Annotated in this window: 23 protein-coding genes and 2 pseudogenes; 17 read left to right on the top strand and 8 right to left on the bottom strand. The window is 69.7% G+C overall.

Annotation, left to right across the window (positions count from 1 at the left end):
• Positions 1 to 67: 67 nt before the first annotated feature.
• Positions 68 to 3,331 (bottom strand): hypothetical protein, encoded by a 3,264-nt coding sequence (locus G3I60_RS20570; RefSeq protein ID WP_164297758.1) that lies wholly within the window; start codon positions 3,329 to 3,331, stop codon positions 68 to 70.
• Positions 3,332 to 3,479: 148 nt separating this feature from the next.
• Positions 3,480 to 3,806: a ferredoxin gene (gene fdxA, locus G3I60_RS20575; protein WP_164297760.1), complete on the bottom strand. Its 327-nt coding sequence runs from the start codon at positions 3,804 to 3,806 to the stop codon at positions 3,480 to 3,482.
• A 92-nt stretch (positions 3,807 to 3,898) separates the two neighbouring features.
• Between fdxA and soxR the strand changes: the two genes are divergently transcribed.
• The gene (gene soxR / locus G3I60_RS20580) at positions 3,899 to 4,363 is read left to right on the top strand and encodes a redox-sensitive transcriptional activator SoxR (protein WP_164297762.1); all 465 of its coding nucleotides are present in this window, start codon (positions 3,899 to 3,901) and stop codon (positions 4,361 to 4,363) included.
• Between the two features lie 159 nt (positions 4,364 to 4,522).
• Here soxR and G3I60_RS20585 read toward each other — a convergent pair whose 3' ends face one another.
• From G3I60_RS20585 to G3I60_RS20595, 3 genes are all read right to left on the bottom strand, one after another.
• Positions 4,523 to 4,936, bottom strand: a complete 414-nt coding sequence (locus G3I60_RS20585) for a VOC family protein (protein ID WP_164297764.1) — start codon at positions 4,934 to 4,936, stop codon at positions 4,523 to 4,525.
• The gene (locus tag G3I60_RS20590) at positions 4,933 to 5,517 is read right to left on the bottom strand and encodes a dihydrofolate reductase family protein (RefSeq protein WP_164297767.1); all 585 of its coding nucleotides are present in this window, start codon (positions 5,515 to 5,517) and stop codon (positions 4,933 to 4,935) included. The genes G3I60_RS20585 and G3I60_RS20590 overlap by 4 nt, the downstream gene beginning before the upstream one ends.
• Positions 5,518 to 6,417: 900 nt before the next feature.
• The gene (locus G3I60_RS20595) at positions 6,418 to 7,485 is read right to left on the bottom strand and encodes a DUF6585 family protein (RefSeq protein WP_164607604.1); all 1,068 of its coding nucleotides are present in this window, start codon (positions 7,483 to 7,485) and stop codon (positions 6,418 to 6,420) included.
• A gap of 145 nt (positions 7,486 to 7,630) precedes the next feature.
• On the opposite strand from G3I60_RS20595, the gene G3I60_RS20600 reads away from it, so the two are divergent.
• The 6 genes and pseudogenes from G3I60_RS20600 to G3I60_RS20625 all read left to right on the top strand — a co-directional run.
• Positions 7,631 to 8,950: an ISL3 family transposase gene (locus G3I60_RS20600; RefSeq protein ID WP_164607606.1), complete on the top strand. Its 1,320-nt coding sequence runs from the start codon at positions 7,631 to 7,633 to the stop codon at positions 8,948 to 8,950.
• A gap of 165 nt (positions 8,951 to 9,115) precedes the next feature.
• On the top strand, positions 9,116 to 9,475 hold the full coding sequence (locus tag G3I60_RS20605; RefSeq protein WP_138355309.1) for an SH3 domain-containing protein: 360 nt from the start codon (positions 9,116 to 9,118) through the stop codon (positions 9,473 to 9,475).
• Between the two features lie 115 nt (positions 9,476 to 9,590).
• The gene (locus G3I60_RS20610; RefSeq protein WP_164294454.1) at positions 9,591 to 9,920 is read left to right on the top strand and encodes an SH3 domain-containing protein; all 330 of its coding nucleotides are present in this window, start codon (positions 9,591 to 9,593) and stop codon (positions 9,918 to 9,920) included.
• A gap of 111 nt (positions 9,921 to 10,031) precedes the next feature.
• Entirely contained in the window at positions 10,032 to 10,268 is a 237-nt protein-coding gene (locus tag G3I60_RS20615; RefSeq protein ID WP_138355311.1) for a YbjQ family protein, read from the top strand.
• A 61-nt stretch (positions 10,269 to 10,329) separates the two neighbouring features.
• Positions 10,330 to 10,617 (top strand): annotated as a pseudogene (locus tag G3I60_RS46825) (hypothetical protein); the annotation flags it as partial.
• Positions 10,618 to 11,267: 650 nt separating this feature from the next.
• A pseudogene (locus G3I60_RS20625) lies at positions 11,268 to 11,519 on the top strand (membrane dipeptidase); the annotation flags it as partial.
• 610 nt (positions 11,520 to 12,129) lie between these two features.
• Here G3I60_RS20625 and G3I60_RS20630 read toward each other — a convergent pair.
• Together G3I60_RS20630 and G3I60_RS20635 are read right to left on the bottom strand one after the other, a co-directional pair.
• Positions 12,130 to 13,416 carry an MFS transporter gene (locus G3I60_RS20630; protein WP_164607608.1) on the bottom strand — a complete coding sequence of 429 codons (1,287 nt, stop codon included), beginning with the start codon at positions 13,414 to 13,416 and terminating at the stop codon, positions 12,130 to 12,132.
• Positions 13,413 to 13,952: a transcriptional regulator gene (locus G3I60_RS20635; protein ID WP_164294457.1), complete on the bottom strand. Its 540-nt coding sequence runs from the start codon at positions 13,950 to 13,952 to the stop codon at positions 13,413 to 13,415. Before G3I60_RS20635 ends, G3I60_RS20630 begins: the two co-directional genes overlap by 4 nt.
• Positions 13,953 to 14,439: 487 nt before the next feature.
• Between G3I60_RS20635 and G3I60_RS44625 the strand changes: the two genes are divergently transcribed.
• The 3 genes from G3I60_RS44625 (at position 14,440) to G3I60_RS20650 (ending at position 15,912) form a co-directional block, all read left to right on the top strand.
• Positions 14,440 to 14,796, top strand: coding sequence for a hypothetical protein (locus G3I60_RS44625; RefSeq protein ID WP_203673404.1), 357 nt, complete (start codon positions 14,440 to 14,442; stop codon positions 14,794 to 14,796).
• Positions 14,797 to 14,914: 118 nt separating this feature from the next.
• On the top strand, positions 14,915 to 15,229 hold the full coding sequence (locus G3I60_RS47085) for a VOC family protein (protein ID WP_369334867.1): 315 nt from the start codon (positions 14,915 to 14,917) through the stop codon (positions 15,227 to 15,229).
• A gap of 185 nt (positions 15,230 to 15,414) precedes the next feature.
• Positions 15,415 to 15,912, top strand: a complete 498-nt coding sequence (locus G3I60_RS20650) for a GNAT family N-acetyltransferase (protein ID WP_164294458.1) — start codon at positions 15,415 to 15,417, stop codon at positions 15,910 to 15,912.
• A gap of 632 nt (positions 15,913 to 16,544) precedes the next feature.
• Here the strand turns inward: G3I60_RS20650 and G3I60_RS20655 are convergent.
• Positions 16,545 to 17,555: a hydroxyacid dehydrogenase gene (locus tag G3I60_RS20655; RefSeq protein WP_164294459.1), complete on the bottom strand. Its 1,011-nt coding sequence runs from the start codon at positions 17,553 to 17,555 to the stop codon at positions 16,545 to 16,547.
• Positions 17,556 to 18,036: 481 nt separating this feature from the next.
• Here G3I60_RS20655 and G3I60_RS20660 point away from each other — a divergent pair, with 481 nt between their 5' ends.
• The 7 genes from G3I60_RS20660 to G3I60_RS20690 all read left to right on the top strand — a co-directional run bounded on the left by G3I60_RS20660 (position 18,037) and on the right by G3I60_RS20690 (position 26,794).
• Positions 18,037 to 19,365, top strand: coding sequence for a sugar ABC transporter substrate-binding protein (locus G3I60_RS20660; protein WP_164294460.1), 1,329 nt, complete (start codon positions 18,037 to 18,039; stop codon positions 19,363 to 19,365).
• On the top strand, positions 19,362 to 20,333 hold the full coding sequence (locus G3I60_RS20665; RefSeq protein ID WP_138355320.1) for a carbohydrate ABC transporter permease: 972 nt from the start codon (positions 19,362 to 19,364) through the stop codon (positions 20,331 to 20,333). Before G3I60_RS20660 ends, G3I60_RS20665 begins: the two co-directional genes overlap by 4 nt.
• A complete protein-coding gene (locus tag G3I60_RS20670; RefSeq protein WP_138355321.1) occupies positions 20,330 to 21,196 on the top strand; it encodes a carbohydrate ABC transporter permease in 867 nt (288 codons plus the stop codon). The genes G3I60_RS20665 and G3I60_RS20670 overlap by 4 nt, the downstream gene beginning before the upstream one ends.
• Positions 21,197 to 21,493: 297 nt before the next feature.
• Positions 21,494 to 22,870, top strand: a complete 1,377-nt coding sequence (locus G3I60_RS20675) for an alpha-L-fucosidase (RefSeq protein WP_164294461.1) — start codon at positions 21,494 to 21,496, stop codon at positions 22,868 to 22,870.
• A 47-nt stretch (positions 22,871 to 22,917) separates the two neighbouring features.
• Positions 22,918 to 24,351, top strand: coding sequence for a polysaccharide lyase 6 family protein (locus G3I60_RS20680; protein WP_164294462.1), 1,434 nt, complete (start codon positions 22,918 to 22,920; stop codon positions 24,349 to 24,351).
• Between the two features lie 32 nt (positions 24,352 to 24,383).
• On the top strand, positions 24,384 to 25,811 hold the full coding sequence (locus tag G3I60_RS20685; protein WP_164607610.1) for a polysaccharide lyase 6 family protein: 1,428 nt from the start codon (positions 24,384 to 24,386) through the stop codon (positions 25,809 to 25,811).
• 143 nt (positions 25,812 to 25,954) lie between these two features.
• Positions 25,955 to 26,794 carry a sugar phosphate isomerase/epimerase gene (locus G3I60_RS20690; RefSeq protein ID WP_164294464.1) on the top strand — a complete coding sequence of 280 codons (840 nt, stop codon included), beginning with the start codon at positions 25,955 to 25,957 and terminating at the stop codon, positions 26,792 to 26,794.
• The last annotated feature ends 55 nt before the right edge of the window (positions 26,795 to 26,849 follow it).

Genomic DNA, 26,849 nt, shown 5'->3' on the forward strand with positions numbered 1-26,849 from the left:
ACCGGGGCGCGCCGGCAGTCCAGGTGCCGTCAATCGCGGGACAACGCGTCCACCCCATGAGGTCCGGTCACGCTGGATCGGTGAATACCGCCAGTGCGGCCTCACGGACGTCCGGCCGCGGATGACGGCGCAGCGTGTGCAGCACCTCCCGCCAGGCGGTGGGCCAGCCGAGCTGCGCCCCGGCCGTCGTCAGTGCGACGGCGAAAAGGCCGGGAGCGAGTCCGTCACCGGCGGCCAGTCGGCGGGCGGCTGCCAGGACATGTTCGGGAGCCTCCCGTCGTCCGTTGCCGTACCGGCGCAGCGACTCGGCCGTGGTCACGGTCAGCGCCGGGCGATCGGCGACCAGGACGGCCAGCTCGGCGAGGCGCTCGCCCAGGTCGGGTGTGTCCGGGTCGAGCGCCGTGACCAGTCGACGGGTGGCGTCGGGCAGCAGCACGGGTTCGGTCAGCAGGAGTGAGGCAACCGCGCGCTGGGTGGCCTGGAAGGATTCTGCGGGGGCGTCCGGGCTCCACATCGAGCCGGTGAGCGCGGCGATCCGCCGCCGGGCCGGCTGGTCGCGGCCAGGGAGATCCGGTTCCCCGGCGTGCACGGTCTCGATCAGCGTGGTCAGGGCGTCCGCCAGGACGCTGCCGGGCGCGCAGCCGCCGAGTGGATGAGCGGCGTCCGACAGCGCCACCCCGGTCAGAACCCGGGCTGCTCCCTCCCAGCGGTCCCGCTCGGTGAGGTCGGTTACCAGAGGGACGATTGCCCGCACCTCCTCCGGCGCATACCGACCCCAGGAGACGAGTTGCCCTCGCGCAGATGCGCCGATGAAGAGGTCGTCGTCGATCGCCAGTCGGGCCATCAGGCCGGCGAACGCGGGGCGGTGCTCCATGGGTACCTCGTGCGCGCGGAGGTGCTGGACGAGCATCGTCCGCAGCCCCGGCGGTCCATCAGCCGCGTCGGTGAGCACGTCCCACAGCGGCAGGTCGGCGATCCGTTCGCTGATCGTCGCCACCACGGCGGCGCGGACGTCATGGTGCTGCTCGGGCGCGGTGTACGCCTCACGCAGCAGGACGGCCGCGTCGGCGAGGACCAGGTGTTCGGCGGCGAGCCGGATGGCCTGCTTGCGGCTGGTCACCCTCGCCCCCGGATCGAGCGCGATCCGGCGCAGCCCCGGGCCGAGTTCGGCGCTCGGCGTGAACCGGGCGGCGCGGCCCGCCGCGTACAGGGTGACCCGGGCTCGGTCGTCGGCGGCGTGGGAGAGCAAGTCGGGCAGCGCCCCGGCGGGGCGCTCGGTCCAGGGCAGCGCGGCGAGCGCGGCCTCGGCGAGGACGATCTCGGCGGAGTCCACGTACCGGCGCAGCAGAGCCTCGCCGTGGACAGGGATCCGGGCGGCGGCCCGCAAGGCGGCGGCGCGCTCGTCCAGGGCCCGTCCGGGGTCGTCGACCGTACGGGCGAGCTGTTCGACGGCCAGGTGCTGTTGTGCGGGGAGCCAGCGGTCGGCGTTGGCGAGGTCGGCCGCGGTCAAGGGAGTGGTAAGCAGGGGGCCGAGCAGATCGGTGCGGACCCGGGTCACTACGGCCCGCACCGGGGCCAGCGTGATGGCCGACGGCCTCAGCGCGAGCAGCCGGGCCACGCGTTCGGGGCTGGTGTCGGAATCGCGCAGCAGCAGTGCAACGGCCCGTTCGACGGCACTGTCGCCGCCCGAGTGCAGGACGCGCTCCAGAAGCTCGGCGAGGTCGGGGGCTCGTCGTGCCCGGGCGCCGAGCGTCTCGGCCAGCGCGAGCAGCAGTGCGGCGTCCCGGGACCGTGCCGAGCGTTCCAGGGCGGCCCGCAGCTCATAGACCGCCGCCCTTTCGCGCCGTGGAGGGAGGGTGAGGCCGGCGCCGTCGGTCCGTTCAACGGTGCGAACGGCCCAGGCGAGCAGTTCGCGGGCCGGCCCCCCTGCATGCTCGCCGAGGACGGCCCCGGCGAGGCGGACGAGCGCGGCGCGAGTGCCCGTCGAACAGTCCCGGGCCGCCAGGGCGTCGTCGGTGAGCCGTTCCAGCAGCACGGCGGTGGCGTCGTCGAAAAGCCTCGACGGCACCGCCGCGACGGCGTTCAGCGCCTCATGGCGGACCGGGTCCTGCTCGTTGCGCAGTCGCGTGAGCAGTTCGAGCGCCTCGGGGAGGGCGCCGGGCTCCCCGGAGAGCTCGGCCTGGTGGACCAGCTGTGCCCAGGCCCAACCGCGGTCCCAGGCATCGGCCGCGCGGGTTTCGGCCAGCAGCCTCGGCCGTGCCTCGGCGACCGGCAGCAGGGCGAGTGGGATGAGGTTCTGGCTGTCCGCTGCCAGCTGGGCCCGCGCCCGCGCGTGCCGCTCTTTCGCCGGCAGCACGGTGAGGACGTCGACGGAGCACCAGTAGCGGTACGGGCCGGGCGGCGCTCCTTCGTCGTAGAAGGCGGCCCGCCGGGCCGGGGGTACCTGCCGCAACAGCGCCAGGAGGTCCTTGTGGTGGCGGTGCGCGAGCACGGCGAGGCCGTCCGGCCGGGCCGCGACCAGTCGGCGGGCCACGTTGGTCCGCAGCGGCGGGTCGTAGCGGTGCCGGTCTGTCGTGAGCAGCAGACGGACGGTCCGTTCGGCGGAGACGGCGGCGAGTTCGGCGAGCCGGTCGCGCAGCGGACCGGGGAGGGTGCGCACGGGGTGGCGTTCCAGCAGCTCCAGCACCCGGGCCGGTGTGCGGGTGGCGGCAGCTGCCAGGCCGCGGGCGTGCCGGTCCCAGAAGGCCTGCCGCAACCCGTACGGCAGGTCGGCGAGTTGGCGCTCGGCCTCGTCCAGCACGGCGCCCGGGTGGCGGCCACCGAGCGAGGTGGAGAAGGTGATCACGTGCGCCAGCATCGGCAGTTCGGCGCTGACGACCTCGGCCGAGCAGACCGGCAGCAGCCGGGCCGCCTCGGCGGCGCCCCAGCGCCTGCGGATGACGGGCACCAACCGCTCGGCCACATCAGTGCGACCGGCCCGCAGAATGGCGCGGGCCAACTCGTCGCGGACCGCTTTCGGGGCGGTGAGCATCGTGAACTCGATGTCGTCGGCCGGGAAGGGCAGCTCCCCGATCGCTCGGTGCGCGTAGCGACGCACCACCGGGTCGGGGTCGTTGATCCGGTCGATCAGATGGCGCGCCTGCCGTCCGGCGAGGGCGGCCAGCGCGGCGAGCCGACGTTCATACAGGCCACGGCCGTCCAGCTCGGCGAGCAGGGCCAGCAGGTCGGAGGAGGCGAGGGCGGCGCAGGTGCGGGCCACCTGGCGCAACCGGAGCGAGTGGGGCAGTGGTTCGACGGCGGCGAGCAACCGGTCGGCTATCAGCTGAGGCATCGGCGATCATTGTGCCCGTTGGACGCGGCAGGGGCACCCGGTTTTTCGCGGTGGTGCGCTTGCCGACGGCAGCGCGTGGGGAGAGGTTGCCGGCACGTGAGACACCTCACGGTATGCGGCCGTCACGTCCGGGGCGGTTCGCAAGGGGTCAGGCGACGGCATCCTGAGACGGCAGCGCCGCCACGATCGGATGGTCCCGTCCGATCGGACCGAGCTTCGCGCTGCTGCCGGGGGCGCCGAGGTCGGAGAAGAACTCGGCGTTCACGGTGGTGAAGTGCTGCCATTCCTGCGGGATGTCGTCCTCGCAGAAGATCGCCTCGACGGGGCACACCGGCTCGCAGGCCCCGCAGTCGATGCACTCGTCCGGCTGGATGTAGAGCATGCGCTCTCCCTCGTAGATGCAGTCGAGAGGGCACTCATCAATGCATGCTCTGTCCTTGACATCCACACAGGGCAAAGCGATCACAAACGTCATTGAACTGCCATCCTCTGGTCGTTCTTGCTTTCCGCTCTGACGCAGCAGACCGTATGACCTCAAGTAATCTTGAGGTCAAGAGGAGGCTGTGCATGGAGAATCACCGTTCCAGCGAAGCCCGGGCCACCCCGGACGACTGGCTGAGCATCGGCGAAGTGAGCGCCCGGACCGGGGCGGCCGTCTCCGCCCTGCGGTTCTACGAAGAACTCGGCCTGATCGCGTCCGAACGCGACGGTCGCAACCAGCGCCACTACGCACGCCACATGCTCCGCCGCGTCGCCTTGATCTCAGTCGCCAAAAGGATCGGCATCCCGTTGCAGGACCTCCTGGAGGCGTTCGCCGACGTGCCGCTCGACCGTCCGCCCAGTCACCAGGAGTGGCAGCGCGCCTCGCGTGGCTGGAAGCGTCGACTGGAGGAGCGCCGGCAGACCATCGAGCGGCTCGAGGCCGAGCTCACCGGGTGTATCGGCTGCGGATGTCTCTCGATGAAGGCATGCGCCCTGCTGAACCCCGGCGACACGCTCGCCGGCGATGGTGTCGGGCCCCGGCGGCTGTGAGAGGTGCTATCGGGCCAGAGAGTTCAGCGCGGTCGCCGCACCGGGGCGGCCGGCACCCTCACCCGCGGGTCCCGCCCGCCCCCTGGTGCTCGCCCTCGACGGCATTGCGCCGCAGTCGCGTCGAGGGGAGGCTTCGTCACTCCACAGACCGTGACCGGCTCAGGCGAAGTCTGCTGCGGTCATGCCGTCGGGATGTCCGGACGGCCACTCCACCAACTCGATCCGGTAACCGTCCGGGTCCGTGAGCCACGACGTCTTCGGGCCGTGAGGGCCGCCCGGGTACTGGAGGGGTTCGGGCCCCAGGCCGGCTTCGGTCAGCGTCTCCAGGGTGGTGGCGAGCGTCTCCACCTGGATCGCCAGGTGGTCGAAACCGCTGCCCACGTCGACCGGTCCGTCGCCGGGGCGGTGGACCAGTTCGAGCGAGGCCGCCGGTTCCTCGGGGAACTTGAGGATCACGAGGCGAGCCCCGTCGCCGACATCGACCCTGCCCAGTTCGACGTAGCCCAAGGCCGTGTAGAAACCGAGCGAGCGGTCCAGGTCGGTGACGCGGTAGGAGACGAAGAGCGTCCTCACGCGGTCTCCTCGGGCCGACGCACCGTGTAGCGGAGGTGCGTGACGTCTCGATCCTCGAGCCGTCGGACGAGGTCGAGTTCGATGTGATCACTACCCAGATGATCGAAGAGCCGTCGGCCGTCCCCGAGGAGGACCGGAATCAGGTGGATCTCCATCTCGTCGATCTGACCGGCCCGCAGGAGCGCTTGCGCCGCCCCCGCCCCATGGACCAGGACCGGCCGGTCCCCGGCGGCTGCGCGAGCCTGGCGGGCGCAGTCCTCGACATCGGTGACGAAACGCGCGTGGCCGGGTGGGACGTCCCCGTCATCCACCTGGTGGGTGAGGACGAAGATCGGCACACCGTTGTGGTGGTCGCCCTGCCAACGCCCGGCGAGTTCGAAAGTCCTACGGCCGGAGATTACCGCGCCGGTCGCCAGCGCCTCGCGATAGACCTGTCCGCTGGGACCGTCGGACTCCCGGTCGTCGAGCCAGTTGAAGAGCCGTCCACCGTCGCGGCCGAGCTCCTGCCCCGGCCGATCGTCCGGGCCAGCGATGTAGCCGTCGAGCGACATCGACATGTACAGCCGAATGGGGTGGTTCATCCGGGCCTCCCTCTCTCCTCCATGACACCGGGATCCGGCATCTCCTGATCCGCCGACGGGGCGGGAATGTCACCAGGAAGACTTCAGGCAACCGGGAAACTCATCGGCCCGGCACGCCGGCCCTGCTGCGCGGCCTCCACAGGAGGTAGCAGGCATGACCAGCGCGCTGCCGGCCGAATATCAGCGGCGACCTCAATCAGAAGGACCTGACGACGCGTCGGGCAGAGGATGAACCCTCGTGGAACTGCACCCGTCAGTCGGCGGGCTCACCCCCGATCCCGGGCGCTATGCAGTTTGTCAAACGGGGTCTTCGAACTTGAGCGGTGCGCGCCTACGTGTGCCGACCGGCAGTCACTGTCCGTGATGGCCGGGTTGCCGACGGATCCTCCGCGTGCTCAGTCTTAACCTGCTGAAACCCGCTGGGCGGCAGCCCGATGAGCCGCGGAGCGAGCCGTTCTGGCACAACCTCGCGGCCAAACAGCTCTCCGCCCACAGCACCTCCCGCGCCAGGGGTAGGCAGCTGTCGCTGCGTCAACATTCGTTAATGCGAGAGGGGTTGCGATCAGTACACGTTCTCGGATCTCATTCGGGTATCGGGTATCGGAGGTCCGGGTGGCGAGCTGGGCGACGTACAAGTGCGGGTGCGGCCACCCGCGTTACCGTCATGGGGGACGCCGGTTCACAGCCGCCTGCGCGGACGGCTGTCTGTGCGCCGCATTCAAGGCTCCGCCGTTGGAACGAGGCGGGAGCGGTCCCGATCCGTCATGGCTCGGGCCGTCATTGCCCGAGCCGGACCGCAGACCGCATCCGTCCTGTCCAATCCAGGACCCGGACTGCAATGGCATGCATCCAGATGTGATCTGATCCTGCGCTGTGCGTTCTGCGACGCCTCTGTGGGTGTCACGGGCCGGCTTCGGTGTTCCGGCGGCACATGTCGGCCAGTGTCATGAGCAGCGGCACGTTCGGGACCTCGCTCACTGGCTTGCTGAACAGCGACCAGAACGTGCCTGCCCCGTTGATGGTCACATAGCCGTTGTCAGCGGACACGCTGCTGATGTCGGCCCACGGCACCAGGCCCGTCTTGCTCTGGATGCCGTCCGCGCTGATGGCGATCTTCCCAAAGGCGAGGGAATCACCACGCCGCAGCGCCTCTACCGCGCTGGGCAGCAGGAGTTGCGAAACCCTCTGGTTGGCCCGTTGGCCGAGCTGGTTATACCGCCTCGCCCAATGGTTCGGGTCGGCACGTCGGGCGTACGCCGAGTCCTTGTAGCTGCCCAGGAAGTGGATCTGGGCACCGTCGGTGCGGGTCAGTGCGTAGCGGAAGCCGGTCCCTTTGTAGCGGCCGTTGGTAAAGCGGTTGACGACGCTCTGGCTTACCGTCGCGATCTGGTCCCACCGGAACACCTGGGGCTCCGTGTCGGCCTTGTGGCGGACGACACCGCTCTCGAATGCGTAGATCCGGACCTTCGGGCGCGTCGGCCTAAGCGAGATGAACCATTCTACCGTGAACGCATCGTCAAAACGGCCGAGTTGGTGCTGTTCCGCAATCTTCACCACTTCGGAGGGCGCCCCTGCTTCCTCCGGTATGCGGTGACCGTTTGTGCTGCCGGGCGCGGCCGAGGGCGAAGAGGGGGGTCGTGTGGTGACCCAACTGACCACACCTTGGCGGTCAACGGAGAAGATCTTCAGATCGTAGCCGGTGTACGTGATGCGCCAGCTCATCCCCGGGATACCCACGACAATCCCGGCGTAGGGCGGAAGGCTCCGCAGGCGTTCGGCTGCGAGAGCATGGTCGTCATCCCCGCCCGCGCGCGAGTCCAGGTGATCCTGGAGGTGGGCGCGGGCTTCGTCCTTGGTGTCGAAAGTCCGGGCAGAGTACGAAACGGCGATGCCGTTCGATGCGCGTGCGTCGGCGGCGGCTCGAATCCAGCGATAGGCCCCCGCGGGACCAGCGTAGCGGGTCTTCACAGCTGAGTGGTGTGCCCTCCGTGTGCGCTCTGACCAATAGTCACTGCGTTTGGTGGATAGGGTTGTTGGTGGCCTTGGCAGCAGGGCGCCCGTGGCCCTGGGCGATCTGTTCTTGAGGCAAAAGGATCACTGGGGAGCCACGGGCTTGGTCAACGATACGACGTTGCTGCTGGACCTCGACGGCGTGTCCGTCATGCGGGTCGAACGGCTTCAGTGCGGTGGGCGCCGGGTCCACCTGGCCACGGCGGAGGAGGCGGCGCGGGCCTGTCCGGCCTGCGGGGTCTTCGCCTCCCGGGTGAAGGGTTCAGCGACCACCCGGCCGCGTGATTTTCCCTACGGCGAGAGCAGGTTGGAGCTCGTCTGGCACAAGCGCCGCTGGTGGTGCCGTGAGACGGCCTGTCCACGGAGGTCGTTCACCGAGCAGATCGAGCAGATACCGGCCGGGGTCCGGATCACCCGACGGCTGCGGGCTGCGTCCGGGCGGCGCGTGCGCGATTCCGGATCCACGGTTATCCAGGCTGCCCGCGATCTGCGCCTGTCCTGGCCGACCGTGATGAACGCCTTCCGCACCTGTGTCCGCGAAGTCGTCGAAGCTGAGCTCCCCGACGTCGAGGTGCTGGGGATCGATGAGACCAGGCGCGGGCGGACCGGCTGGGAGCAAGAGCCGGACACCGGGAAGTGGAAGATGACCAGGGATCGCTGGCACACCGGGTTCGTCGATGCGCTCGGGACCGGCGGCCTGCTCGGCCAGGTCGAAGGCCGCACCGTCGCCGACGTCCTGGCCTGGCTCTCGACCACGCCATTGACCTGGAGGAAGAACATCCGTCACGTCGCCATCGACATGTCGGCCACCTACCGCGCCGCGATCCGCACCGGCCTGCCCGACGTGATCGTGGTGGTCGACCACTTCCACGTGGTGCAGCTCGCGAACAAGATGCTCTCCCTGGTGCGCAGGCGCACCACCGCCGAGACCCGTGGCCGGCGCGGACGCGCCACCGACCCGGAGTGGAAGGCCCGTCGCCGCCTGTTACGCAACCGCGAAGACCTCACCGACGACCAGTTCGCCACCATGTGGAACCCGCTGCTGGGCGACGGGAAGATCGGACAGACACTGCTGACGGCGTGGATCGCCAAGGAGAGCCTGCGCAACCTCCTGGCCCTGGCCCGCACCGGCGCGAGCCGGGAGCAAGTGGGCCACGCCCGCTGGAAGTTCCTCACCTGGTGCGCGGACGCGAACATCCCCGAGGTCCGCACCCTCGCCACCACCATCGACCGTTGGTGGACCGAGATCGCCGCATTCATCACCACCGGCCACAGCAACGCCAAGAGCGAAGGCATCAACCGCGTGATCAAGCTCGTCGCCCGCAACGCGTTCGGCTTCCGCAACGCCGAAAACCAACGCCTACGCACACGCTGCGTCACCACCCGCCAAGCCCGCGGGCACCTCCGCACCGTTCAACTTTGAGGACCCGTCAAACGCTTAAAGCGCATTCGAAACCATGGACGGAGCGGTTCTTCACGGTGATGTTGGAAGGCCAGCGGCGTGCGGTCCGGAGCTGTTGGCCATCGGCCGCGCCGGCGACAGCAGTTGCTGCACAGCCTCCGAGAACCGGAAGGAAGTACACCACCGATGCGCAAAGTGAAGAACCTCGTGCTGGGCACTGCCCTGGCGGCTTCGGCACTCCTGGGCGGAGTGGTCGCCGTGGCTCCCGCGGCGGCCGCGGCCCCCGCGGCGTGTCCTGAGTCGCCGTCGACCAACTACAACTCTCCCGGTGGGTTCACCGGGAACGGAGTGAATATCCGCACCGGGCCGGGGACCGGCTGCACCGCCAAGGGCTACGGATACACGAACCACTCGGTGACCGTCCGGTGCCTGGCTTACGGCTGGGTCTACCTCACGGACAACACCACCGGGGTGACCGGCTGGGCGCTCGACGACTTCGTCACCTGGCACACCGTGCCGGTCGGCCGCTGCTACCCCCCGGCCTGAGCATCCTCCGCACCTCATGAGGGAGGCACCCGGCCCCCAGCAGAAGCACGTGCGGCCCCTGCTGGGGCCGCATTCCGATCGCACCAATTCTTCGACACAACGGGAGTGTTCAGCCATGCAGCCTCATCACCTCGTCCGTGGTCTCGCCGCAGCCGGCGCGACAGCGGCTCTGCTCACGGGACTCGCCGCGGGACCCGCGCTCGCCGAGGGCCCGGCTCAGCCGGCGCGACCGCAGAACGTGTGCTTCGAACGCGAGACGTGCTGGGTCACGGAGAACAACGTCAGCTATCGCGCCTCTCCCGGCGGTACACCGCTGGGACAGGTCCACCGGGGCCAGGGTTTCGACACCGTCGAGTACCGCAACGGATGGTTCCGGGGCAACCTGTGGGGCGGACGGACCAACGTCTGGATCTACGCGGCCTACCTCGACTCGACCCGCCCCTGACCCTCTCGGCGCCCCGGCGCACGAGCCGAGCGGGGGTGCGGACACCGCGCGTTCGCACCCCCGCGGGAGCCGGTTGCGCACAGCTCGCGAGGCTGAGAGCATCACCTGTCCATGGCTATAGATCTTCCTTATCCGGTCAATGTCGTCACCGTCGACATCCCCCGACGAGAAGACCCCGTTGCGCACAGCTGGACTGTATGGGGCGACCCCGTGAGGGGCGCCGACGCGGCTCTCTCCTCGCTGAGCGTCAGGGCTGCGGGACTCGGCGCTCAGGAGGTCATCGGGGTCAGACTCCTTGTCCTCCCGATGGCTCTGATGGCCTACGGAACAGCGATCAGGTACGCCTGAGAGGCCTCGCACCGGCTCCGGCCTGCCCATACAGCCCATGAGGAAACGTGTCGCGGACGGTCCGGTCGTCGATGTGTGGGCGACCCGGCAGGTGCCCGAGGTCCGCACGGTCGCGGAGAAGCGGCTGCACGCCACCGTGGCCAGGGCGGCTCACCGCGCGGACCCGGCGCTGCCTGCGGATCCGGTGGCCACGCTGGTGACGCCGGCGGGCGGCCGGTACTCAGAGCTGGAGCGGCTGCGCCGGCCGCCGACGCGGACGACGGGCACCGTGTTCGCGCGGTCGTTGGAGCGGGTCGATGAGATCGGCGCGTTCCAGCTGGGCCGGTTGAAGCTGTCGCAGATCCCGCCGATTCCCGGCAGAGTCGATCGCGTGACCCAGGGGCCCACGCGCCGCATGGCAGCGCAGCCGGCCCGGTCCGCGACCAAAGGTGGTGCTCTGCGAGCGTCCACGTCCTGCTTGGGCCCCCACCGGCAGTGCCCGCCCCCGAATCGGGGCAGGCCGCACTGCGAGACCCGCACATCCATGAGCCCGTTGCCGAGACGGGACAGGAGCACTCTGGTTCCGTGGTGGTGGCGTACTCCTCGAACTTCAGTGATCCATCGGGGCCGTACCGGACTCTCCGCCGCAGGCGCTCGTATCGGTGCCCCATAGGAGGTCCCGGTCGCTGACCGCCTTCACTGTGGCGAATCCTCGGCACCGCGGCTGAACAAGGCGTTCGCCGGCACAACGCATGCCTGCGGCCGCCCACCGCCGGCCAGGGGGCCCGGCGCACCTTCCTTTCTCCGAACCGCTGCTGGTGAAGGAGATGCCCGTTGCAGGCGCGGCACCTCCACTGCCGGACGGGAGCGCTGTGGCCCTCGCCCGGGTCGGTGGGGAATTCCGCCTGGCTCGATTGGCGCGGACGACGAAGGCAGCCGTGGTTCTTCGTCGTCGAGGATGAGAGGTGAGCCCATCGGCCGCCATAACGTCAGGGACAACTCCCACTGGAAGGCTCCGACGTGACCGCTGATTTGCACCACCGCGCCATCGTCGCCGATACCCACAACGATCTGCTGATGGCAGTGTCGGCGCGGCCCCCGTTCCGCTGGGCTGACTTCTTCCGTGAACGCTGGCTGCCGCAGCTCCAGGCCGGAGGCGTGGACATCCAAGTGCTGCCCGTCTTCATCGACGACGCCTACCGACCGGAGGGCGCGCTGCGCCGCACCCTGCGGATGATCGAGACCGCGCATGTGCTGGCCGAGGGGAACCCTGCCGACTGCGTATCAGCGGGACCATCGAGGAGCCGCTGGGCCGGAACAGCACGGTGACCCCGCCGGCAACCCTGCCGGCCACTGCGTCCAATGCACCCATCTGATGATGGTGGCAGATTCCCCTGCGTCCACTCACCGAATTCGGCGCGAGCCGGCGCGCCTGACCACCGGCCGCGGCTGCGGGCACGCGGCGCGGGTCAGTGGCGGCGGCTTCGGTTCGTGGTGTGGTCGTCCGGCTGGGCGGACCACTGGAGGAGGAAGCGCAGGGATTCCTGGGAGGGGGAGTCCGGTGGGGCCGTGTAGGCGACAAGTTGCTGGTCGGGCTGTGTGTCGACCTTCGGGACCAGCCTGGCCAGGGCCGACTGAACAGGCCGTCCTGAGTACCGCAGCGCACGCGCCGGCGCGATCTGCCACGGCGGCCGGCGAAAGATCCACCAGGCGCACCGGGAGGACCAGCTCGCCGCCCTCGGTCTGGTCCTCAACACCGGCGTCCTGCACTCGCCCGCTGGGCCACTCGTTGCATCCGGTAGAGGCCAGGCACCCGACGCTCCGGGCCGAGGCGAGGAACGCCGAGCTGGGCTGAGCGCTGGCGCAACGACCTCGCGGAGCCCTAAAGGGCACCCTCCTGAACGGGATCCCGGGTTTCCGGGTGAGCTGGATCGTCGGCCGCGGCGGCGGCCAGCGCCGCCGCCTCGACGTGGCGGTTGCTGGTCATGGTCGACGTGACGGCGGTCATGGTGAGGAGGAGGCCGGCGGCGGTGTAGAGCGGGGTGCGTATGTCGTAGGTGCTGGCCAGCCAGCCGCCGAGGAAGGCCCCGATGGGGGCGGCGCACATGGCGAGCATGCGGGATGTGGAGGCGACCCGGCCCATCAGGTGGGCGGGGACGATCGCCTGTCGGAGGGAGGGGGCGAGGACCATCGTGGCGCCCATGCCGGCCCCGCAGACGGCGAGTGCCAACCCGGCCACGTACGGGTTCGGAGCGGCGGCCAGGCTCAGGATGGCAAGTCCCTCGACGGCGGCCGTGCAGGTCAGCGCGGTGCCGGTACCGAGTCGTCGGCCGAGGAAGGAGGCGATGCCCGCGCCGAGCAGGCCGCCGGTTGCCTCCGCGGTGAGGAGCAGGCCGAAGCCGTAGGTGTCGATGCCGAGGCGGTCGTGGGCGAACAGGGCGAGTACGGTCTCCACGGCGAGGAAGGCGATGTTCCCGACCGCCGGACGCAGGGCGAGTCCGAGCAGCAACTGATCCCGGAAGACGTACGAGGCGCCGGCCCGCGCCTGCCGCAGCAGTGACTCGCGGGCCTGCGGTACGGGCCGGGGTGCGGCAGGCAGCGACCGTACGAGCAGTGCGGACAGCGCGAACGACACCGCGTCGGCGAGCAGCGGAACCGCTCGCCCGAGCGCGAGCAGCGCACTGCCCGCAGGCGGTCCCGCGAAGCCGGACGCGGCGGTCTGGGCGCCGCGCAGGCGGGAGTTGGCGCGCTCCAGGAGCGCGGGGTCACGGCCGAGCAGATCCGGCAGATAGGCCGTGGCGGCCGTGTCGAAGAAGAGCCCACCGAGGCCGAGCAGGAAGGCGACGGCTGCGAGCAGTGGAATGCTCAGCGCGTCGAGCGCGGCCGCTGCCGCCGGTATCGCGAGCAGCACCGCACGCGCCGCGTCCATGACCCACATCGTGCGCCGACGGTCCCAGCGGTCCACCAGGGCGCCGCCGAGCACCCCGAAGAGCAGCCACGGCAGCGTTCCGGCGGCCGTGACGACGGCGAGCGCCATCGGATCCCGCGTCAACGTCAACGCGAGCAGCGGCAGCGCGGCGTGCGACACCCCGTCACCGAGCGAGGAGACCGTCTGTGCAGTCCACAGCCGTCCGAACCCAGTCGGCAACTTGCGGATATCTGAGGTCACTTGGCGTCCCCTTCGGCCTGCTCACGCGTTGTCGGGTGGAACAGCGCGAAGACGAGTGACGCGTCCGGCAGCGACGGATCGGACAGCTCCCGGTACTCGTCCGCCAGTGCCTGCAGCCGCGCCCCCAACTGCGCGAACTGCTCGTCGGTGAGCCGCAGATGCGCCATCCGTACGTGCCGCTCGCCATCCGCCGGCGCTGCCTCCAGGTCCGCCACCGCATGCCGCATCAGCACATCCGGCCCTCCTTCGCCCGGGTCCGGCAGCACGATCGACCGCGCGGCCGTGGCGTAGTACCGCTCGGTGACCCCCCGGACCTTCCGCGTTCGTACCACCGTCACCAGGCCGGCCCGCTCCAGCAGCCGTACGTGGTAGCTGGAACTCCCCTTCGCAATGCCCACTCGCTCGGCGATCTGCGTAATCGTCGCGGGCTCGAAGCGGAGCACGGCCATGATCCGGTGACGCGTGAGATTGGAAACGGCGCGTAGCTGCTCGTCGGTGGTGACGTGGAACGTCTCGGGGAGATCGTCTGTAGGCATGCCCCCAATGGTCAACACTTCTTGACCATTGGTCAAAGGGTATTGTTCGGGCTTCCGGAATCGGCTCTCCAGCCCGTGAGGCCTTCGTAGCCGCCACCAGCGATGCTCGTTCGTTCTGTGGTACCTGGGGCGCCCCAAGCGCGGATATGAGGACCACCCCTGGCGGGCGGCTTCGATCGAAGAGACCTCAGGCGGCCGTCACTGTTGGGGGCCTGCCATGCGGCAAGGGCATCAGGGGGAACGTCCCGTCATACTCGGCTGAACGTGACGCTCCGGTCGGTGGCATCCGGTGCGACGAAGGCGAGAAGTGACTCGGTCCCGCCCAACACGGCCGCGGTGTCTGCCGCGACAGCGGCCGGAACGATCGTTGCAGCGCGCCACGTTGCTGTGCTCTGACGCCGGGTCAACCCGAGTTGGGGAGGGCGGAGAGCAGGGCCGCGGCGGCTCTGTCGAAAGGGGTGGTGCTGCCCGCTGCGCGACACAGGATGTGGGCGCCTTCGAGAGTGACGATCAGGAGGGTGGCCAGATCGGCGGCCGGGGATGGGCTCATTCCGGCGTGAGTGAGTTTTTCGGCGAGCTCGCCGGTCCAGCCGGTGAACCCTTCGGCCGCGACGGTGCGCAGGCTGCTTCGGTCGGCGATGGCCGCACCGCCGTCGATGGTGACCGCCGCGACTGCGCAGCCGGTTTCTACGAGTTCGACAGCGCAGAGAACGCCCTGACCTTCGCTCAGGGCCCCTTCGCCGAAGAGGCCCGCCGGGCCGGAGCCCCGGCAACGACGCGACTGTTCGACGGTGACATCGTCAAGGACGCCAGCATCGACCTGAACTCGCCCTACTACGACTGACACCGCAGGTCGCCACCGCTTCGGCGCTGGACGCCGGCTCGCCCCACTGCGGGGCGAGGCGGCCTCAACGGAAAGTCATCTCGATGAACGTCACGCGGCACCCCGAGAACAGCGTGAGCTGGATCGACCTCGGCACCCCGACACGGAGACGACGACGGCGTTCTACACCGCGCTGTTCGGTTGGACCGTCGCCCCACCGGACTCCAACGGCTACAGGCTCTGCACGCTGCGCGGACATCTCGTCGCCGCCCTGGGGCCGGCCGAGGACGCCGGCGCACCCTACTGGACGATCAACGTCACCGTGTCGGACATCCAGGCCACCGCCACTCGCTTCACGAACCTGGGCGCCCAGATCATCGTGGCACCCACCGAAGGGGTGGGCCGGGCTGCCGCAGACCGCGGGCCGCGGGGCCGGGCACGCCATCGCGGGTGATCTCAGTGATGCCGGGAAGCGAGCACCTGGTGCCGTGACCGGACAGGTTCACCGAGGCCTCGTGTTCTGCGAGTTCGTGAGCCACCGCTGCTCCCCGGTTTCGGCTGGTCACCGGGTGGACGACCTCGTTTGGATGGTTGTAATCGACTTGCCGCCCATCCCGGCCTGCAGGCAGGGTGTGGATCATGCTTGAACTACGTAGTCTGACATCAGACGATTGGCCCCTTTGGCGGGACTTGCGACTGGCCGCGCTTGCTGAGGCGCCCTACGCGTTCGGATCGACGCTGGCTCAGTGGCAGGGCTCCGGCGACCGAGAGGAACGCTGGCGTGCCCGTCTGTCGATTCCTGGAGCGCACGATCTCGTCGCGCTCCTCGACGGCCTTCCGGTGGGCATCGCCAGCGGAGTACCGGGCGAGGGAACAGATGATGTGGAGTTGATCTCGATGTGGGTCGCCCCCATGGCTCGGGGCAAGGGCGTGGGTGACTACCTGATCCAGGCGGTCGAGCGGTGGGGAGCGGAGCGCGGCGTCACGACGTTGCGGTTGTCCGTCATGCCGGACAACCGCAAGGCGACCGCACTCTATGAGCGGCACGGTTTCACGGACACGGGTGAGCCCGGCGATCTTCTGCCCGATGGCGTTGGCAGGGAGCGGGTCATGGCGAAGAGCCTGGCCGCTGTCTGATCTCCATATCCGGGCACGGCGGGATCCCTCACTGGGTCAGGCTGCGGCGGCGAGGGGGCGTCCGCCCCAGCGGATGCCCTTCTCGCTGCGGATGCGGATGCGGGGTGCTGCGCGAACCACGCGGTCACAGCACTAGCTGAGTTCGAGCCGGTTGGTTGGCATCCGGAGCTGATGCAACCCACGTCTGCCCAGAACTGCTCCGGCGGCCCGCACATCCGTTACACCTCACTACCGCTACACCTGCGGACAGAACCCGGTGAGTTCGGATCCATCTGCCCACCCGGTGCGCAGATGACCAGGGAAGTACGGGCGGGCGCACCGAAGCCGCCCTTCCTTCCGCTCGGGCTCATGGTCGACTCCTTCGCTCACGGCGGCGGTCCGGTCCGACGCGTCCGCGGAGCGGATTCGGGGCCGGGAGGTGCTGGCCGACCTCGCAGTTTCGCAGCCCTCGCTAACGTCTCACTCACGTTTCGCTTACGTGATGCCCGTGGCTGTGAGCGGGTGGAATCGGGTGCCGATCAGGCTTGCCCGGACCCGGGCACGCGGTACAGCATGACCTTGCGTGACGTCGCCGATCGAAGGTTCCCGGGGAAGGGAACCGTGTCGGCAGTGGTCGGCAGCGGCCGGCGGTGTCAGGCCAGCGAGGCGGCGTGGGCGGGGTCGATGGCGTGCTGGAGCGGCCGGTTCTGTGTGAGGCGGCGGAGTTCGCCGAGCACGAGCTGTCCGAGGCGGTGGCGTTCGGCGCCCAGGGCGCCGCCCAGGTGCGGTGTCAGGACGACGTTGGGAAGGGTGAACAGTGGTGAGTCATGAGCCGGGGGCTCGGGGTGCGTTACGTCGAGTACGGCGGTGAGGTCGGGCCTGGCGTGCAGGACCTGCGCGGCGGCCGTCTCGTCGATCAGCGCGCCCCGCGCGGTGTTGATCAGTGTCGTGCCCGGCCCCATGGAGTTCAGCAGCCGTGCCCCGATCGAGCCGCGGGTCTGGGGCAGCAGCGGTGCGTGGAGGCTGACGACGTGACTGGTGGCGAAGAGTTCCTCGATGGGGATCAGCCGGACTCCCGCGCGCTGGGCGGTGTCCTGGGAGGCGACGGGATCCGTGGCGAGGACCTCGACGTCGAAGCGGGCGAGGTGGGCGGCGACGAGCCGGCCGATGTGCCCGAGTCCCAACAGGCCGACCCGTGACCGGTACGCGCCCGGGACGTCGGGATCGGTGGGGAAGCGGCGGCTCTGCGCCATCTCCCGCTCGATGCGGTGGGCCTGTTTCAGTCCGAGCAGGACATGGGCGAGGGTGAACTCCGCCACCGGAACGGCATTGGCCGCGGCGGCCGAGACGATCGGGATGTCGCGCTCCCAGAAGGCGGGTGTGGTCAGGTGCCGGACGGACCCCGCCGCGACGAGAACGGCCCGCAGCCGAGGGGCCCGTGACAGGAGGGCGCCGTCGAGAAGGGGTGCACCCCAGCCTGTGAGCAGAATGTCGACGGTCCGCAGCACGTCGGGGTCCGCGTCGAGCTCCTGCCGGGTGAGGGGCGGTCCCTGCCAGTGCACGAGCCGGCCGATCTCGGCCAGTACTGCGGGCGGGTAGACGTCGGCCCGGCGTTCTTCCTCCATGACCAACAGGGCTGTCGGTGCGGTGGCCGGTGCGTTCATGTCGGGTTGTCTCCTCGGCCTGTCCGGTGGTGGACCGGCAGCCGGACGGTCGGCGGTCCCTGCTCGGATGTGATGGAAAGCGTCTGGCTTCATGTCGTGGATTGGTGGGGGCTGTTCGTTGCCCGGCCCGTAGCTCGCAGGAACCATACATCGGATCACTGAAATGTCATCGCCGTGACCCTGGATGTCCGATCTTCCCTGGTTGAGTGGCAGCCGTGGAGAACGAGGCGCCTCTCAGGTCGAACAACCGTTCCCGCCGATGCCCAACTTGTATGGCCAAGAACCCATTTATTGGAGTCGGGTCGTCCCTCCCGTCCGTCGCGCCGGCTGGAGGAGGTGCGGAAGTGTGCCAGATGAGCGCTCCTTCGGTCGGTCGAAACCCTTTGTATTCATCGGACTATTGACCGTTGATTCGGACCCGGTTACCGTCCCAGCAAGCGCTTTCTAGACCGCGGTGATGCGGGCGAAACCGGGAGTTGTCATGCAGAGATCGCGATGGATCGGCGCGGGGGCCCTCGCCTCGGTTCTGATCCTCACCAGCTGTACCTCCGGGGCTGCGGGAGTGGATGCCAAGCAGAACCCCAAGGCACCTCTCGAGCTCTGGACCAGGACGACCCCGGGCGGACCGGGGGAGAAGGGCGCACTGCAGCTCGCCGCCGCCTTCGAGAAGGCCACGGGCTACCAGGTCAAGGTCACGGCCATCTTCGACGACTTCGAGACCAAACTGCAGCAGCGGGCCGCCCAGAAGAAGCTCCCCGACATCGTCATGAACGACGTGACGCAGCTCGGAACCATGCACAGCCAAGGTCTGCTCCGGGAGATCGACCTGGGCAAGATCAAGGACAGCAAGCAGATCATCGAACAGGGCCTGAAGTCCGGGCAGAGCCTGGACGGCAAGCAGTACGGACTGCCGTTCTCCGCGCAGGCGTCCGCGCTGCTGATCCGCAAGGACTGGCGCGAGAAGCTGAAGCTCGACGTCCCGCGCAACTGGGACGACTTCGCCGCGATGGCCACGGCCTTCACCACTCAGGACCCCGACGGGGACGGCAAGAACAACACCGCCGGGCTCGCCGCCCCGCTGTCCACCAAGCGCGGTTACGCCTCCTGGTACTTCTCGAACTTCCTGTGGGCCGCGGGCGGCGACTTCATCACCGAGGCCGGCAAGGGCAAGTACAAGCCGGCGATGACCACCGCGGCGTCGGTGCAGGCCATGCAGTGGTTCCGCGACCTGGGGTGCAAGGCCAAGGCCATCCAGCCCGGCGCGGTGACCATGGACACCCCGCCGACGAACGAGACGTTCGAGTCGGGTCGAGCCGGCATGTTCGTCGTCGGCCCGTACCTGCTGCCGCGCTTCGACCAGTCCCTGGGCAAGGACAAGTACGAGGTCGTGCCGATGCCCAAGGGACCCAAGGACGCCACCGTCCTCGCCGAGGGCGGCTCCGTCTACCTGATGGCCGGCTCGGACAACCAGGCCGGCCAGGACGCCTTCGCCGGCTTCGCGGTGTCCGTCGAAGGCCAGAAGAAGGGGATGGAGGGCGCCACCGGCTACACCGTGCAACTTCCCGTCAACACCGCCGTGGACATCTCCCAGATCCGTCCCGACCCGCGCTGGAAGACCTACGCCCAGGCGTACCAGGACTCCGGGCGGTACGCGCCCTCCATACCGAACTGGACGCCGGTGCGGCAGGTGACGGCGGACGCGGTGAACGCGCTGATGGCGGACTGCGGCCTCGACATCAACGCCAAGTTGGGTGAGCTCGACAAGCAGCTCGCCGACATCCTCAAGGAGCAGGGGATCGCCGCGTCATGAGCCTCGACCAGGCGGAACCGGCCGCCCGTGCGGCAGCCGGCTCCGCCCCCCGCGAACCGGCCCTCCGGGGCGGCGGGACCGCCGGTCGTCGGGGGCGCAGCCGCAGATCGGGCCGGTGGTGGACGCCCTGGCTCTTCCTCGCCCCGGCGCTGCTGCTCTTCCTGTACTTCAAGTTCATTCCCATGGCCAGCGCGCTGACCATGTCCTTCCAGGATGTGCAGCCCTACCTGGGAAACCGGTGGGTCGGCACCGAGAACTACGCCACGGTGCTGCAGTCGCACGGATTCCGTGAGGCCGCGTGGCACACGGTCGTGCTCGCCGTCGGCGAGACCGTCGGCGCGATGTCACTCGGCTTCGCCCTGGCCCTGCTGATGGAGGGGCAGAGCCGGCGACTGGGATTCGTGCGCTCCGCGGCGTTCCTTCCGGTGGTGGTGCCGCTCGCGGTCGTCGCCGAACTGTGGCGGATCATGTACCACCCGACCGGGGACGGCATGCTCAACTCCGTTCTGGGCCTGGTGGGAGCGGGCCCGTCGGGGTTCATCAACGACCCCGACACGTCGATGGCCTCCATCATGCTCACCGGCATCTGGCGGGGTGCCCCCTACGACATGATGATTTTCCTCGCCGGACTGACGAGCGTGGACCGCGGCCTGTACGAGGCGGCGAAGGTCGACGGGGCCTCCCGGTGGCAGCGGGTGTGGTACGTGACGGTGCCCGGACTGCGGTCGGTGTTCTCGATTCTTTTCATCCTCGCCGCGATCCGCGGACTGCGCGTGTTCACCGAGGTGTTCCTGCTCACCAACGGGGGGCCCAACGGCTCCACCGAGGTCGTCATGACCCTCATCTACAAGCTCGGGCTCGAGCAGAACCGGCTCGGCGTCGGCGCGGCGGGAGCGGTCCTGCTGTTCGTCGCGACGCTGATCCTGACCATCATCGTCCAACTGCTGCGGCGGAGGGAGAGCAAGTGAGTGCGCCGACCGAGACCGCGCTGGGCCTGACCGAGAGCCGCAGCGTCGGCGGACGGATCCTGAAGGCCGTCATCTACCTGCTGGTCCTGACGGTGTTCGCGGGCCCGCTGCTGGCCCTGCTCGTCGGCGCCTTCGGCCACATCAAGGACCCGACGCAGCTGAGCGTCGTGCCCAAGGGCTTCACGCTGGACAACTTCCGGATCGCCTTCGACCAGGGGGTGCTCAAGTACCTGCTGAACTCGTTCTTCGTCGTCGGCTTCGGGCTGCTGCTCCAGGTCGTTGTCTCCGTGCTGGCCGGATACGCGCTGGCCCGGAAGGTTTTTCCCGGAATGACGCTGGCGCTCGTCGCCATCCTGGCGACGCTGATGCTGCCCGAGGAGATCCTGGCCCTCCCGCTGTCGGTCATTCTCTCCGACCTGCCGGTCGTCCACTTCAACCTCATCGGCACCCTCGCCGGCATGATCGTCCCGCTGGGCGCCTGGGGATTCTCCATCCTGGTGATGACCGAGTTCATGAAGGACGTGCCACGCGAACTGGAAGAGGCCGCCCGCATCGACGGCGCCGGAGACCTGCGGATCTTCGCCCAGATCATTCTGCCGATGTGCAAGCCCGCCCTCGGCGTCATCGGAGTCTTCGGCTTCACCATGATCTGGGACCAGTACCTGCTGCCCCTGCTCGTCTCCACGGACTCCTCCTCGTACACGCTGCCGCTGGCGCTGCGGACCCTGCGGATCGACCCGGCCGTGACGCCCGGAGTGGTGATGGCCGCCTCGTTGCTGGCCCTGCTGCCCTCGGTGATCGTCTTCCTGTTCTTCCAGCGGTCCTTCGTCAGCGGTCTGTCCTCCGGGGCGCTCAAGGGCTGACCCGCGAACCGACCACCGACCCACGAACCGACCACCGACCCACGAACTGACCGCTGACTCGCGGACCGACCCGCGGCCCCGGTGACTTCGTAGCCCGCGCAGCCCGCGCAGCCCGCGCGGCCCGTGCCGGCCCGTGCCGGCCCGCGGCCTGCGCCGGCCCCGCAGCCCGCACCGGCCCCCGGGGCCTGCCACCCTGACGCGCCCGCGCGTCGGCCCGGTTCCCGCCCCCGTTCCCTACGACCAGCCCTGACGCGCACCGAAAAGCCGCCGGACGCCGATGAGAAAGAGCGATTCCCCATGACTCCGAGCACCGACACCCCGCCGGCGAACCCGTCCGCGACCCCGGATCCCGTAGGAGGCCCGGAGACGAACTGGTTCACCACCGCCCGGTTCGGCATGTTCGTCCACTGGGGTCTGTACTCCCTCGCCGCACGGCACGAGTGGGTCAAGAACCGTGAACGACTGACCGACGAGCAGTACCAGGTGTACTTCGACCACTTCGACCCCGACCGCTACGACCCCGCCCAGTGGGCCAGAGCGGCCAAGGCGGCGGGCATGCGGTACGTCGTGCTCACCACCAAGCACCACGACGGCTTCTGCCTGTGGGACAGCGCCCTGACCGAGTACAAGGTCACCAACACCCCGCACGGCCGTGACCTCGTGGGGCCGTTCGTCGAGGCGTGCCGCGCCGAGGGGCTCAAGGTCGGCCTCTACTACTCGCTGATCGACTGGCACCATCCGTCCTTCCCCGTGGACGGCACCCATCCGCAGCGCGACGACGAGGCGTTCAAGGCATCCCACGCCGAGCGGGACATCCGCGACTACCAGCGCTATCTGCACGGCCAGGTCCGCGAGTTGCTGACCGCGTTCGGACGCGTCGACTACCTGTTCTTCGACTTCTCGTATGCCGGGCGCACCTGGTGGGGCGGCAAGGGACCGGACGACTGGGACTCCCCGCAGCTCCTGCGGACCATTCGCGAACTGCAGCCGCACGTCCTCGTCAACGACCGGACCGGCCTTCCCGGGGATTTCGTCACCCCCGAGCAGTACCAGCCGTCCGGTCCCATGACCGACAACGGGCGACCCGTGCTGTGGGAAGCCTGCCAGACGCTCAACGGCAGCTGGGGCTACGACCGGGACAACCTGGACCACAAGAGCCCCGACCTGCTGATCCGCATGCTCGTCGACGGGGTGTCCAAGGGCGGCAACCTGCTGCTCAACGTGGGGCCCACCGGCCGCGGCGCTCTCGACCCGCGCGACACCGCGGTCCTGGAGGAGATCGGCCGGTGGACGCAGCTGCACGAACGGTCGATCCGCGGCTGCGGACCCTCCTCGTACACCGCCCCCGCCGAATGCCGGTACACCCAGCGCGGCGACCGGCTCTACGTCCACCTGTTCGCCTGGCCGCTGCGTCACCTGCACCTGCCGGGCCTGGCCGGCCGGGTGCGCTACGCCCAACTGCTCAACGACGCGTCCGAGATCATCCCGGTGCACATCGACCCGGACCGGCCCGCGGTCAACACCGAGATGGGCGGACAGCCGGCCGGAACGCTCACGCTCCAGCTCCCGGTCCGGCGCCCCGATACCCCCGTACCTGTCATCGAACTGTTCCTGGACACCCAGGAAACCCAGGACGCCGGGGACACCACCCGGGACACCCTGGCCGCCGGCTGAGCGCCAGCCGGCACACCGTCCGTCCACCACACCCTCACGGAGGCACCATGCAACGCCGCACGTTCCTCATGGGCACCGCGGCAGGGGCGGCGCTGGCCGTCGCCCCCGTCGGCGGACCGCTGAGCGCCAGCGCCAGCTCAGCCCCGGCGGCCGTCCGCACGCTGGACGAGCTGCAGGCCGCGATCGACCGGGCACGACCCGGTGACCGGATCATCGTGGCCGACGGGACCTACACCGTCCCACCGGACCGCCCGCTCACCGTTCGGAACAAGCAGGGCACCCGGCGCGCGCCCGTCACCATCGCCGCCCGGACGCGCGGCGGCGTCATCCTGGAAGGCGAGCACAGCTTCCTGCTCGAAGCGTCCAGCCACATCACCCTCAGCGGCTTCTCCTTCCGGCAGAAGAACACCCTGGACCTCCCCCCGGACTGCTCGCACATCCGGCTCACCCGCAACGACTTCCAACTGGCCGACATCGAGGGCGTGCACTGGGTGATGGTGCGCGCGGACGACAGCACCGTCGACCACAACCACTTCCACGGCAAGAGCACCCTCGGCATCTACCTCGGCATCGAGGGCGCGAACACGGAGGAGATGGCCCAGCGCGTCCACGTGTACCGCAACTACTTCTCCGACCACACCTTCCCCGGCTCCAACGGCGGCGAACCGATCCGGCTCGGCGTCAGCCCCCGAGCCCTGTCCAGCGCCCACGCGGTCGTGGAGTACAACCTGTTCGAGCGCGCCAACGGCGATCCCGAGGCGATCTCGGTGAAGAGCTCGGACAACACCATCCGGTACAACACCATCCGCGACAGTCTCGGCGGGATCGTCCTGCGGCATGGCAACCGCAACCGGGTGGAAGCCAACCACCTCGTCGACGGCACGGAGGGCGTGCGGATCTATGGCAACGACCATGTGATCGTCAACAACTACCTCGCCGGCCTGTCCGGGCGGGCCCTGGTGATCGGCAGCGGTTCGGAGCGCGATCACCTCCCCGGTGAGACGCCCGAGGCGCGCCGCGGCAACGACGCCCCCGACCGGATCCTCATCGCGTACAACACTCTGCTGAACAACAACGGCACGCTCTCCGGGGAGAGTCAGCGTCCGCACGAGCCGCGGGACGTCACCGTCGCGGACAACCTGTTCGTCGCGGACACCGGCCAACTGGTCGCGATGGCGAACACCGTGCGCTTCACCTGGTCGGGCAATCTCCTGTGGGGTGCCGCCGCCGACGGCAACATCCCCGCCGGTGGCGGCATCCGGGTCGACCCCAGGCTGGTGACGGACCCGCACGGCATCGCCCGGCCGGCCGCCGGCAGCCCGGCGATCGACGCGGGCACGCTGCGGTGGCCGCGCATCACCCACGACATCGACGGACAGCCCCGCGGCAGGGCCCGGGATGTGGGCGCGGACGAATACTCCCGCCGGGCGCCGAGGCGCGGACCCCTGACCCCGGCCGATGTCGGCCCTCAGGCCGGCTGAGCGCACCCGCCCACTTCGACGCAGGAGGCACCATGCAACGACGCACGTTCCTCAAAGGCACCGCCGTGACCGCACTTGGCGCCGCAGCCCTGACCGCCACGCTGTCGGGCAGCGCATCGGCGGCCGACATCCCGGTCGCTTCCCTGGCAGCACTCCAGAACGCGATCAACGGCGCCGCCCCTGGTGACCGGATCATCGTCGCCGACGGCACCTACACGGTTCCAACGGGCAGCGCGATCACCATCTCCGGCAAGAACGGCACCGGCGCCGCGCCCATCACCATCGTGTCCGAGACCCGCGGTGGCGCGGTGCTGCGGGGCGCACGCGGCTTCGTGCTCAGCAATTCCAGCAACATCACCATCAGCGGCTTCGCCTTCCGGCAGAGCACCACGCTCGAGATCCCGGCGGACTGCTCGGCGATCCGGCTGACCCGCAACGACTTGCAGTTCGCGGACACCGGCGATCCGTACTGGGTCGTCGTGCGGGCGGACGACTCGAAGATCGACCGGAACCATTTCCACAACAAGACCACGGCGGGCATCTTCCTCGTCGTCGACGGTCCCGGCTCGACCGCCATGGCCCAGAACCTGCACATCTTCCGCAACCATTTCTCCGACCACACCTTCACCGGGGACAACGGCGGCGAGCCGATCCGCCTCGGCGTCAGCGGCCGGGCCCTGTCGGCCGCAGGCGCCTACGTGGAGTACAACCTCTTCGAACGCTGCAACGGCGACCCCGAGGCCATCTCGGTGAAGTCCTCGGACAACACCGTGCGGTACAACACCATCCGCGACAGCCGCGGCGGCATCGTGCTGCGGCACGGCAATCGCTCCAGGGTGGAGGGCAACCACCTGATCGGCGGCATCGACGGGGTGCGCGTCTACGGCAACGACCACGTGATCGTCAACAACTACCTCAGCGGGCTGTCCGGCCGGGCCCTGGTGGTCGGCAGCGGCACCACCCGTGACCACACCCCGGGGGAGACGCAGGAGCAGCGGCGGGGCAACGACGCCTGCGACCGCGCGGTGATCGCGCACAACTCCCTGATCAACAACGCCGGCACGCTGTCGGGCGAGACGCGGACGTACGAGCCGCAGGACGTGACCATCGCCGACAACCTGCTGGTCGGCGATTCGGGCAGCCTCGTCGCCATGGGAGCCACCTCCGGCTTCACCTGGCGGAGCAACCTGCTGTGGGGGGCGGCCGCCAACGGCAACATCCCCTCCGGGGGCTTCACCCGGGCCGACCCCCGGCTCGGTCAGGGCACGGACGGTGTTCTGCGGCTGACGGCCGGCAGTCCGGCGATCGGCGCGGCCACGCTGGGCGGCACCGTCGTGGCCGACGACATCGACGGGGATCAGCGCGGGAGCGTACGGGACATCGGTGCCGACGAGTACGCGACGGCGCCCGTACTGCGGCACCCGCTGACCGCTGCGGACGTGGGCCCGAACGCCGCCTGAGCGAGACCCGGTGACGGGGCACCGCACGCCGGTCGGTCCATCCGACCCGGTCCGCCCGACCCCCGTGCGGGCGGACCGGGTCGGATGGACCGACCGGGCAATCGCAGACCATCCGCAGGCCACATCGCGAGCAAGGCAGGGTCATGACCGAGGAGAGCAGACGAACCGCGGTGGAGCGCCCGCCACTGGGTCGGCCGGGCGGGCTGGACACGGGGCTGACCCGCCTGGGCCTGTGCTCGGTCACCTTCCGCCGGCTGCCTGCTGCCGAGGTCGCGCGACGCGCGGCTGACGTGGGCCTGGAGGTGATCGAGTGGGGAGCGGACGTGCACGCGCCGGCGGGGGAGCCCGGCACGATCCGAGCGGTGCGTGAGGTCTCCGACCGCTACGGGCTGGCCTGTTGTTCCTACGGTTCGTACTTCCGTGCCACCCGCGCGGAGCTGGCGGCGTTTCCCGCTGTGGCCCAGGCCGCCGTGGTGCTCGGGGCGCCGCGGGTACGGGTCTGGGCGGGGGGAACCGGATCGCGGTCCGTCCTGCCGGACGAGCGGTACGAAACCGTGCTCTGCCTGCGGGAGGCGGCCCGGATCGCCGCGGACCACGGCTTGGAGCTCGCGCCGGAGTTCCACGGCGGAACGCTCACCGACACCGTCGCCTCGACCGTCCGGTTGCTGGACGAGGTGGGCGCGGACAACGTCCGCACGTACTGGCAGCCGCCGCAGGACACCCCCGACGAGGTGGCGCTGGCAGGGCTCGTCGAACTCGGCGACCGGGTCACCGCCGTACACGTCTTCTCGTGGTGGCCCGGCAACAACAGGCTGCCACTGGCGGACCGCTGGGACCTGTGGGCTCCAGCGCTCGGCCTGCTCACGGGCCGGGGTGTCGAGGCGCTCCTGGAGTTCGTCCCCGGCGACGACCCCGCGGTGCTGGCCCGCGAGGCCCGGACCCTCAGGCGCGCCGCAGATCAATCCCCATCCGGTCAGACGTAGTTGACTGTGATCCGACGGGCCACGACAGGCGTCCCGTCGTCCGCCCACGACGCCA

It is taken from the genome of Streptomyces sp. SID13666 (assembly GCF_010548325.1).
GTDB classification, from domain to species: Bacteria; Actinomycetota; Actinomycetes; order Streptomycetales; family Streptomycetaceae; genus Actinacidiphila; species Actinacidiphila fildesensis.

What these genes read in the sequence shown, in the direction of transcription:
- G3I60_RS20570 (WP_164297758.1), bottom strand. Translation starts at nt 3,331, where the DNA reads ATGCCTCAGCTGATAGCCGACCGGTTGCTCGCCGCCGTCGAACCACTG.
- fdxA (WP_164297760.1), bottom strand. Translation starts at nt 3,806, where the DNA reads ATGACGTTTGTGATCGCTTTGCCCTGTGTGGATGTCAAGGACAGAGCA.
- soxR (WP_164297762.1), top strand. Translation starts at nt 3,899, where the DNA reads ATGGAGAATCACCGTTCCAGCGAAGCCCGGGCCACCCCGGACGACTGG.
- G3I60_RS20590 (WP_164297767.1), bottom strand. Translation starts at nt 5,517, where the DNA reads ATGAACCACCCCATTCGGCTGTACATGTCGATGTCGCTCGACGGCTAC.
- G3I60_RS20605 (WP_138355309.1), top strand. Translation starts at nt 9,116, where the DNA reads ATGCGCAAAGTGAAGAACCTCGTGCTGGGCACTGCCCTGGCGGCTTCG.
- G3I60_RS20610 (WP_164294454.1), top strand. Translation starts at nt 9,591, where the DNA reads ATGCAGCCTCATCACCTCGTCCGTGGTCTCGCCGCAGCCGGCGCGACA.
- G3I60_RS20615 (WP_138355311.1), top strand. Translation starts at nt 10,032, where the DNA reads ATGGCTATAGATCTTCCTTATCCGGTCAATGTCGTCACCGTCGACATC.
- G3I60_RS20635 (WP_164294457.1), bottom strand. Translation starts at nt 13,952, where the DNA reads ATGCCTACAGACGATCTCCCCGAGACGTTCCACGTCACCACCGACGAG.
- G3I60_RS20650 (WP_164294458.1), top strand. Translation starts at nt 15,415, where the DNA reads ATGCTTGAACTACGTAGTCTGACATCAGACGATTGGCCCCTTTGGCGG.
- G3I60_RS20655 (WP_164294459.1), bottom strand. Translation starts at nt 17,555, where the DNA reads ATGAACGCACCGGCCACCGCACCGACAGCCCTGTTGGTCATGGAGGAA.
- G3I60_RS20660 (WP_164294460.1), top strand. Translation starts at nt 18,037, where the DNA reads ATGCAGAGATCGCGATGGATCGGCGCGGGGGCCCTCGCCTCGGTTCTG.
- G3I60_RS20665 (WP_138355320.1), top strand. Translation starts at nt 19,362, where the DNA reads ATGAGCCTCGACCAGGCGGAACCGGCCGCCCGTGCGGCAGCCGGCTCC.
- G3I60_RS20675 (WP_164294461.1), top strand. Translation starts at nt 21,494, where the DNA reads ATGACTCCGAGCACCGACACCCCGCCGGCGAACCCGTCCGCGACCCCG.
- G3I60_RS20680 (WP_164294462.1), top strand. Translation starts at nt 22,918, where the DNA reads ATGCAACGCCGCACGTTCCTCATGGGCACCGCGGCAGGGGCGGCGCTG.
- G3I60_RS20685 (WP_164607610.1), top strand. Translation starts at nt 24,384, where the DNA reads ATGCAACGACGCACGTTCCTCAAAGGCACCGCCGTGACCGCACTTGGC.
- G3I60_RS20690 (WP_164294464.1), top strand. Translation starts at nt 25,955, where the DNA reads ATGACCGAGGAGAGCAGACGAACCGCGGTGGAGCGCCCGCCACTGGGT.